The 9,469-nt window shown below is 35.9% G+C and carries 7 protein-coding genes and 1 pseudogene; all 8 read left to right on the top strand.

The window, feature by feature from the left end; all coding sequences use genetic code 11:
- The first annotated feature begins 139 nt into the window (after positions 1–139).
- Entirely contained in the window at positions 140–745 is a 606-nt protein-coding gene (locus tag AB7D94_RS14600; protein ID WP_420266685.1) for a hypothetical protein, read from the top strand.
- 329 nt (positions 746–1,074) lie between these two features.
- On the top strand, positions 1,075–1,647 hold the full coding sequence (locus AB7D94_RS14595) for an RNA polymerase sigma factor (RefSeq protein WP_420266683.1): 573 nt from the start codon (positions 1,075–1,077) through the stop codon (positions 1,645–1,647).
- Positions 1,648–1,664: 17 nt separating this feature from the next.
- Complete coding sequence (locus AB7D94_RS14590; RefSeq protein WP_420266682.1) at positions 1,665–2,066, top strand: hypothetical protein; 402 nt, start codon at positions 1,665–1,667, stop codon at positions 2,064–2,066.
- A gap of 90 nt (positions 2,067–2,156) precedes the next feature.
- The gene (locus tag AB7D94_RS14585; RefSeq protein WP_420266680.1) at positions 2,157–2,579 is read left to right on the top strand and encodes a hypothetical protein; all 423 of its coding nucleotides are present in this window, start codon (positions 2,157–2,159) and stop codon (positions 2,577–2,579) included.
- The gene (locus tag AB7D94_RS14580) at positions 2,557–4,509 is read left to right on the top strand and encodes an efflux RND transporter periplasmic adaptor subunit (protein ID WP_420266679.1); all 1,953 of its coding nucleotides are present in this window, start codon (positions 2,557–2,559) and stop codon (positions 4,507–4,509) included. The genes AB7D94_RS14585 and AB7D94_RS14580 overlap by 23 nt, the downstream gene beginning before the upstream one ends.
- Before the next feature lie 2 nt (positions 4,510–4,511).
- Positions 4,512–5,294, top strand: coding sequence for an ABC transporter ATP-binding protein (locus tag AB7D94_RS14575; RefSeq protein ID WP_420266686.1), 783 nt, complete (start codon positions 4,512–4,514; stop codon positions 5,292–5,294).
- A 1-nt stretch (position 5,295) separates the two neighbouring features.
- A complete protein-coding gene (locus tag AB7D94_RS14570) occupies positions 5,296–6,519 on the top strand; it encodes an ABC transporter permease (protein ID WP_420266678.1) in 1,224 nt (407 codons plus the stop codon).
- A gap of 75 nt (positions 6,520–6,594) precedes the next feature.
- Positions 6,595–9,469: pseudogene (locus AB7D94_RS14565) on the top strand (hypothetical protein); the annotation flags it as partial.

Raw genomic sequence — 9,469 nt, 5'->3', positions numbered from 1 at the left:
TAGAACGCCTCATTTGCAATGAGGAGGTAAGCGGTTCGAGTCCGCTCGGGTCCACTAGCGCTTTTACTACTATTAACTTTTTTAATAATATTATTCGTGATATAATCTAGAGTAGAAATTATTAATTAATTATAAAAAAATGTTTGAAAATATATTTAAATCTAGTAATGGAAATCCAGAAGAAGTAAAGAAAATAAATGAGGAAATAAAGAAAAAGTCAAAAGAAAAAAACAAATTGGGGGAGGTAGAAGATAGAAAAGGCAAAGAAGAAACTCTTTTAAAGGATGGAATGGAAAGTTTTAATAGAATTATTGCTAATAAAACTAACAAAAATCATTCTGAACAAATGTTGGAAAATTCTTCCGATTTAGAAAATATTGCAGCCATTTGGGATTCACAGTTTGATTATCGTGATTTGCAGAATATTATTTTAACTGCTATCCCTGAAGTTGCTACCTATATTTTAAGAAAAAAAATAACTACTGCAGGTATGGACAAACAAGATACTGAGAAATGGCTGGGTAATCTCAATAAGATAATAGATTATAAACAGAGTAAAGAACACCTGGGAGAAATTTGGGAAAGTTCGCCAGAGTTAAAAAATATTGCTGGCAATTGGGATAATGATTCATTTTTAATTACCGAAAAAATGAGACGTATTGTTTTAGCTGCTATTCCTGAAATTGCTCCATATGTTTTAGAAAACAAAATGAATGAAAGAAATGGTAATAGATTGTTCTCGTAATTTTTTTACTTAAAACTATCCTTTAAATTAATCAAAGCGGTTCCAACTTGGTCCGCTATGGTCCACAAACGTTAAGAAAATCTGCACTTCTGCAGATTTTAAGTTTGTGGAAAGTGCAGCGTTGTTTTGTGAACATTAATGAACAAAACCGCGAGCTGGGGTCGCGAACACTTACATATTTTGGAATCTTTATGACTTCAAAATATTTAGTGATTCGTGACACACAACAAATTATCCATGCTAAGTATTCAATTAAAATACGTCTGACCACTTTAAATAGAAATTTCTATAAAAATTATGACCATAAAATATGCTAGAATACCTTCCAAATGAAAAAGAGCGATGAGGAAATAATAATAGATTATTTAAATGGAGATAAAAACTCTTTCAATGAAATCATTACTCGGTATTTGAAAATGATTTATAATTTTTGTTATAGGCTTATCGGGAATGAAAAAACCGCAGAAGATATAACTCAAGAAGTATTTTTAAAAGTCTGGAAAAATATTAAAAAATTTGACATAAAAAAAAGTTTTAAAACTTGGATTTATTCTATAGCAAAAAATTCTTGCATCGACTATTTGAGAAAAAGAAAAGATATTCCAATGTCAGCGTTTGATGATGAAGATGGGGAAAATATCATAGAAAATAATTTAACAGATGAGGAATTAAAACCGGACGAAATATTTGTACAAACTCAAAACAAAAAACTTATCGAACATATCATGGCGGAACTTTCTGTTGTGCAAAAAGAGGTGATCATTTTAAAATATGTAAATGACATGTCGCTTTCTGAAATTGCCAATATTATGGATATTCCGATTGATACGGTAAAAAGCCACCATAGGAGGGCCCTAATTAAAATGAAAAAATCGGTAAATGCACCCAAATTATCAAGGTAGACGTATAAACATAAGATATGGAAAGAAAAAATCATTTTTTTAGCTTAATAGAGCCAAATGAAAATTTAAAGAGCTCTATAATAAATAGGATTAAAAAAGAAGAAATAAAAAGAGCTATCTACAGGGTAGTTCTTGATTCCGCTATTTCCTTAATTTCAGTATCGATAGCAATAATATATATTGTGAATATAATCAAAGATGCTTATCAATCCGGCCTTTTCGATTATATTTCTTTGTTATTTTCGGATGGAGCCTCGATTATTTCTTTTTGGCAATCTTATGTAATGTCAGTTGTTGAAACTTTACCTATTATTCCAATTGCAATAGTTGTGGCTTCAATTTTAGTTTTTGTGTGGTCAGTAAGCTCGGTATTGAAGGCTTTCGAAATTTCAAAACCGCGTTTTTATAAAATTAATTAATAATTTAATATAAAAAATATGCAACAAATAAAAGAGGTTCTTAACAAATCAAAAGTTAAATGGGCAAGTTGTATTTTAGGCTGTCTTATCGTGGCACTTTTAATTTTTCAGGCCGGGATGTTCGTGGGCTTTAAAAAAGCGGGATTCTCTTATAGAGTCGGCGAGCAATATTTTCGTCAGATGAACGGAAGGCCAAATGACCAGTTTATGGGCATGAATAGGGGTGATTTTGAAAATTCTCACGGTGCTATAGGAAAAATAATAAGCATCAGTCTTCCTTCGGTGATTATTTCAGATAAAGATAATACAGAAAAAACAATATTGATAAGCTCAAGTACTGACATAAGAAAATTTAAAGATTCTATCAAGCCTGAAGATTTGAAAATAAATGATTTTGTTACGGTCATAGGAAACCCAAATGATAAAGCAGAAATTGAAGCAAGACTTGTGAGAATTATGCCTGATCCGGCAAACATGCAGGGAGGATTTATTGGAACAACCACTATTAAATAAAATGGCAAATTTTATTAAAAAAATAGTTTCAAGCCAATTTTTTGACCGAATAAAAAATTTTACAAAAATTCACCGGCTTTGGACTTCAATAATCATAATTGCCATCATCGTCGCGGGATTTTTTATTTATTCCAAACTTTTTACCAGCGCATCAACCGTTCAATATACATTTCAAAGAGTAAGGAGGGGCGACCTCGTTGTAACAGTTTCCGGTTCCGGACAGGTTTCAACTTTAAGCAAAGTTTCTATCAAGCCCCAAACTACGGGACAAACCCAAACACTTGGACAGATTATTTCGGTTAAAGTTCAAAATGGCGACACCGTAAAAGCTGGTCAAGTTGTTGCAATTCTTGACGGTAAAAATGCCTTGCAGACTCTTAATCAGGCAAAAGCAAGCGTTACAAGCGCCCAGGCCAGTTATGATAAATTAATAAAAGGCCTTTCGGATTCCTCTCTATTGTCTTTGAATAATTCTATTACATCAGCTCAAACTTCCTTGGATAACGCAAAACAAAATATTTTAATTCAATTAACGAATGCTTATACTTCTGCGGCAAATGATATTTATTTAAATACCGATCCATTTTTTGACAGTCCGATGAGTACAAATCCGTTAATTTCCGTAGCAAGAGTAAATTTTAATAATCAGAATTTGCAAAATAACGTAAATATGGGCAGATATAATATTGGCCCAATTTTGAGCGCATGGAAAGATAAAATCAAAAATCAAACAGTTTCCGACGATTTGGTATCTTCATTGAATAGTGCGATATCTAATTTGAATATATTAAGAAATTATTTTGACGATATGACGATGCTTTTTGGTGTTTATAGCAAAGGTTCCGATTCGACTTCGGTGTCAGCGATAAATTCCGATCAAAATATAGCCGGAAGTGCAAGAAGCAATATAGACTCATCAATTGGCAGCCTTACATCTACTTTGCAATCATATAACAACACTGTCTTTCAACTTCAGGAAGCAAAAAATAATTTATCTGTGCAACAAGAGCCGCCATCAGCCGATGACTTGGCGGTTTCTCAAGCAAACTTGGATAACGCAAAAGCAAATTTAACAAATGCCGAGACAGCTTATGCTAGCAGAATTATTACTGCTCCATTTGATGGACAAATTGGCGGGCTTTCAGCGAGCATAGGTCAGCAGGTTTCATCCTCAGATGCACTCGGGACGCTCATTACTTCCGAAAAGGTTATAAATGTAACACTAAATGAAATTGATGCGGCAAAAGTTACAGCAGGAAATCCTGTTACAATAACTTTTGATTCTTTGCCGGGACTTTCAATGACAGGAAAATTGAGTTATATAGACCCGCTTGGAACGGTAAGTTCAGGTGTTGTAAGCTATAACGTTCAAATATCCATGGATTCGCAAAATGATCAGATAAAAACCGGAATGACCGCGACGGTGGTTATCGCTACGACCCAGCATTCAAATACGCTTATAATTCCAACTTCGGCAATTACAACAGCTAACGGAAGAAAATATGTTTTAGTCGCTGATACATCTTCTTCAACTGCCAATCAATTTGGAGGAAATTTCAATATGAGTTCTACGACAAGAAATTTCGCGTCCTCCTCAAGAAGAAATTTTGCATCATCAACATTTTCATCTTCAACTGGGACAACTTCCGGCAGGCAATTTGGAAATTATTATGCCAGCGGTACAAATTCATCTTCTGGCATAACTACGCAGTATCCGGTAACAAGTGTTGAAATTATCACGGGTATTTCAAACAATACAATGACAGAAGTTTTGTCGGGACTTAATGAAGGACAACTAGTAGTTACCAAAAAATCAATGGTAACCGGAACCGCGACAAAAACTTCGGCTGCATCTGCAACAACAAACACAAGAGGGGGATTTGGCGGAAGTTTTGGAGGCGGTTCAATAGGAACAATAATAAGAAATTAAAAATTTACAAAATGATCGAATGCAAAGATATCAAAAAAACTTACGTTAATGGTGAAGCAAAAACGGAAGCCCTCAAGGGCGTAACATTTACCATAAAGGATGGGGAGTTCGTAGCAATAATGGGTCCTTCCGGTTCTGGAAAATCTACACTAATGCATATTCTTGGCGCGCTCGATACCCCGACTGGCGGACAGTATTTTCTCGATGAGCAAGACGTGTCAAAACTTACCGATGACGAGCTGGCGGATATTCGTGGCGGGAAAATTGGATTTGTCTTTCAATCTTTCAATCTTCTTCCTAGGGCAGAAGTCATACGAAATGTAGTTTTACCTCTTGTGTATTTACATGTTCCGCCTGAAAAAAGAGAAAAAAGAGCCGAAGAGGCCTTAAAATCTGCCGGACTTGAACAAAACAGGTGGCGTCATCTTTCAAATCAACTTTCCGGAGGGCAAATTCAGCGTGTTGCTATTGCCCGAGCACTTGTAAATGATCCGTCATTAATTATGGCTGATGAGCCAACCGGAAACTTGGACACAAAAACCGGAGAAGTTGTTTTAAAAACTTTTCAGGATTTGAATAAGAAGGAAGGACACACGATCATACTTATTACTCACGAACTTGATGTTGCGGAACACGCTGACAGAATTATTCATATCAGAGACGGCTTAATTTTAAGCGATGAAAAAAATAAAAATAAAAGGATCAGCAATATTACCTTGTGCGAGGATGAAGGAAAAGTTACCGTTCCATGCAGTGAAGTGGTAAAAGTGAATAATAAAAAATAAAATGACAATAAGAGATTTGCTGCAGGAAACTTCAACGGGATTATTATCGAACAAAGTTCGTACCGGGCTTACCATGCTCGGTATAGTTATAGGTATTGCTTCGGTTATTGCAATGCTCGGTATTGGTAATGGAGCAACGAATTCTATTCAGGCAAGGATAGAATCAATCGGCGCAAATCTAGTGGTTATTTCTCCCGGAGCACCTAGAACTCCCGGAAGCCAGGTAAGGGAGAGCAGAGGTTCAGCAAATACACTAACGATGGACGATGTCTCTGCTTTGGCAAGCCAAGTTACATCTGCCAAAGAAGTAGCGCCCTCAGTTAGCGTGAGAGAACAAGTTGTGGCAGCCGGAACAAATACCAATACTTCAATTATAGGAACGACACCTTCTTATGCGGATATTAGAGATGTGGCAATAGATACCGGAACTTTTTTTACGGATGATCAAGTAACGAACTTGGCAAGAGTTGCAGTTTTAGGTCCAACCACGCGCGATGATCTTTTTGGAGTTGGTGCAGATGTTGTTGGACAATCAATAAGGATAAATGGAAATATTTTTACTGTAATAGGTGTTACTGTTGCCAAAGGCGGTTCAGGACCGAATAGTACGGATGATATCGTTTATATCCCAATAACAGTGGCTCAGCAATTTTTTATGGGCAACCTATATGTTTCGGCAATAAATATTTCTGCGCAAACTGCCGCACTCGTTACCGATGTGCAAAATCAGGCAACTGATATTTTGCTTCAAAGACATAATATAACCGATCCGACGAAAGCTGATTTTAGCACATTAAATCAATCCGATATTTTGGCTACGGCTTCATCCATAACGGGGACTATGACGGCGCTTCTAGCGGCAATCGCCGGCATCTCTTTGCTTGTCGGAGGAATTGGAATTATGAATATGATGCTTACGACGGTCACAGAAAGAACGAGAGAAATAGGTTTACGGAAAGCAGTGGGAGCAAAAAAAAGTGATATTCGATTACAATTCTTAGTAGAATCGGTAATGCTCACAGCCATCGGCGGAATAATCGGAATAATCTTGGGAATAGCAATTGCATGGATACTGACGCTTACAGGTTTGCTGACAGCTCAAGTATCTTTGACATCGGTGATACTTTCCTTTGGAGTTTCCGCTATTATAGGAATAGTTTTTGGATACTATCCTGCAGCAAGAGCTTCAGATTTAAATCCAATCGATGCCTTAAGATACGAATAAAAGTAAACAAACCGAACAAATTTATAATAACGATTTGCCAATATCGGTGATTTATTGTAGAATCTAGACGTGATTATGCCAAAAATCAAAATTAAATCACCGATTTTTATTTCTTCTCTCCTTCTTTTTATTATTGTAACTTTTACTGTAATTTTTGTTCCAAATTCAAATTGGAAAAAAATATTTAACTTTAATAATAATTTTGCAGCCGTTTTTCAAGCTACGACCACCGGTAATTGGAACAATATAATTACATGGGGAGGAACACATGGTTTAATTTCATTTTCATATCCTTATGATGTTGCCGTATCTCCATTTACAGGAAATATATATATTCCGGATAGTAATTTTAATCATCGAGTGGTTGAACTTAATCCTGATGGTAGTTTTGCAACATCAACTTCTATGCCAGGGTATCTTCCAAATGGCATAGCTGTTTCTCCCTTATCAGGAGAAGTATACGTGGTAAGTTCAAATTCTTCTCATGTTGCGGTTTTTAATCCCGATCTTACTGCCTCCACATCGTTCGCTGTAGCCGGATTGGTAAATCCAAAAGGCATTTCAATTTCTCCGATAACAGGGAAAATATATATAGCAGATTATTCTGCCAGTAAGGTTTTTTCTTATAATCCAGATTTTACTTCTTCCACCTCGACTAATAGCGGGGATGTGGGCCATGTTTATGGAGTTACGGTATCTCCTTTATCGGGAAATATATATGTCCCAGATATTACCTATAGTCGTGTTGAAGTGTTGGATCCGGATTTAAATCTTTTAGCTACTAGTTCAAATCTAGGATTAAATTATCCCGAAGGTATTGCGGTATCTCCATTTAATGGAAATATATATTTCGAAAATAATAATAATATTATTGTGCTTAATTCTGATCTTACAGCATCAACAACATATTCGCCTGGGTTAAATACACCTACCGGAATTTCAATTTCTCCGCTCACAGGTTATATTTATATAGCGGATGTCAACAATTATCGTATTGCTGTTCTTAATCCTGATGGCACAGCTTCAACAACTTATAACGGTCTCAAATTACCAAGTTCATTTATTCCAACGGAGGGCGTAGATTATCCAGGTTCATTGGATAATGCAACTATAAACACAGGAATGGTGACTCTTACCCAAGATCAAAATGTTCACAATCTAAATTTAGCGATAGGAGGAACTCTAAATCTAAACGGGCATACTCTAAATGTTTATGGCGATTGGATCAATTCCGGCGGAGTATTGATAAGTAATGGTGGAACAATTAATTTTGCAGGAACTTCCAACAGTCAAATTATTTCAGGCACCAGCACTTTTTACAATTTAACAAAAATTACAACAGCTTCATCTTCTCTTTTTTTTGACGTGGCTGCTACTACCACAATAACAAATAATCTTACACTCACAGGTATTTTAAGTAACCCACTATCTATAGGTCCATCTACGGTTACGGTTGTTCCAAATTTTGCAAGAATGATAGGTGGAATTGGGAATCCACCAGCATCAGGTTTTGCTCAGCCCACAAGTATTGCTATTTCTTCATCTACAGGAAATATATATGTAGCGGATACGGGCAACAATCGTATCATTAAATTCAATCCTGATGGCAGTTTTTCAACATCAACTTCATTAGTTTCAGGACAAAAATTAAATTTTCCTTCCGGTATTGCAATTCTTTCATCTGGAAATATTTTTTTCGAAGATATTAATAATAATCGTATTGTAGTTCTTAATCCAAATGATCTTTCTCTTATATCAACACAGGGTCTTTCAACAATAAGCCGAGAGACGGCCGTATCTTCATCAGGATATGTTTATTATTTGGCAAGTGACAATAATATTCATGTTCTTAATCCAAATCTTACGGCCTCAACAACTTTTTCGGGATTAGGATTAAATGTACCTGCTGGCATTGCAATTTCTCCATTTACGGGCAATATTTTTATTGCGGATACAAATAATAGTCGTATAGTTGTTGCCAACCCAGACGGTACGGCATCCACGACAATTTCAACAATTTCGGGGCAGGGAATAGGTCACCCTAGGGGTGTTGGAGTTTCTCCATTGACGGGAACTATTTTTATTTCAGACTATGATCACAATCGCATAATTGAACTTAACCCCGACCTCTCTCTCGTAATAGCCACTTCAACTTTGGGATTGAGTTCACCCCATGGCATATATTTTTCATCATCGGGAAATGCATATGTAGTAGATACTAATAATCATCGTATTGTAGTACTTAATCCAAATGATTTGTCACTTATATCAACGAATTATAATTTAATACAAGGATCTGCCAAAACTCCTTTCGGTGTTGCTCATGATTCGCAAAATAATATTTATATTTCAGATTATACATTAAATAATATTCAGGAGCTTGATAATTCAGGCAACTTTATCAAAGTATTAAATACAACAGGTTTGAGTGGTGGACTTGATAGACCTAAACCTCTTGCCGTTGATTCGAATAATAATATATACGTTATTGACTTGGGAGATTCCGGTCATACTGGTCGTATAGTAAAATTCGGTTCAAACGGCAATTACTCGACTTCTTCTCCTTCGTTTTCTTCCTTAAGTATAGGATCAGCTTTTAGTAATTCTGGCATAGCTGTTGACTCATCTGGCAATATATATATAGGTTCACAAAACAAAGTGGTCAAATTAAATTCAAACTTTAATGTTTTGACTTCGACCTCATCATCTAATGGTCAATCTTTCAGTTTCTTTGATGGCGGAGGAGTATCTCTTGATTCGACGGGCAATTATTTGTATGTCTCGGACGATTCACACAATCGATTAGTCAAACTCAATACATCAAATTTGTCATTTGTTTCTCAAACAACTGGTCCGGCTTCTGCACCGTTTTCTTCTCCCTCAAATGAAGCAGTAGATTCACAAGGCAATATTTATGTTATTGAGAAAAAGGCAAGAGAACTGGGTCTTT

Origin of the sequence: Candidatus Magnetominusculus dajiuhuensis (assembly GCF_046044395.1) — a bacterium.
GTDB classification, from domain to species: Bacteria; Nitrospirota; Thermodesulfovibrionia; order Thermodesulfovibrionales; family Magnetobacteriaceae; genus Magnetominusculus; species Magnetominusculus dajiuhuensis.
Note: the sequence above shows the minus strand (reverse complement) of the source record. Positions and strands in the feature narration are given on the sequence as shown.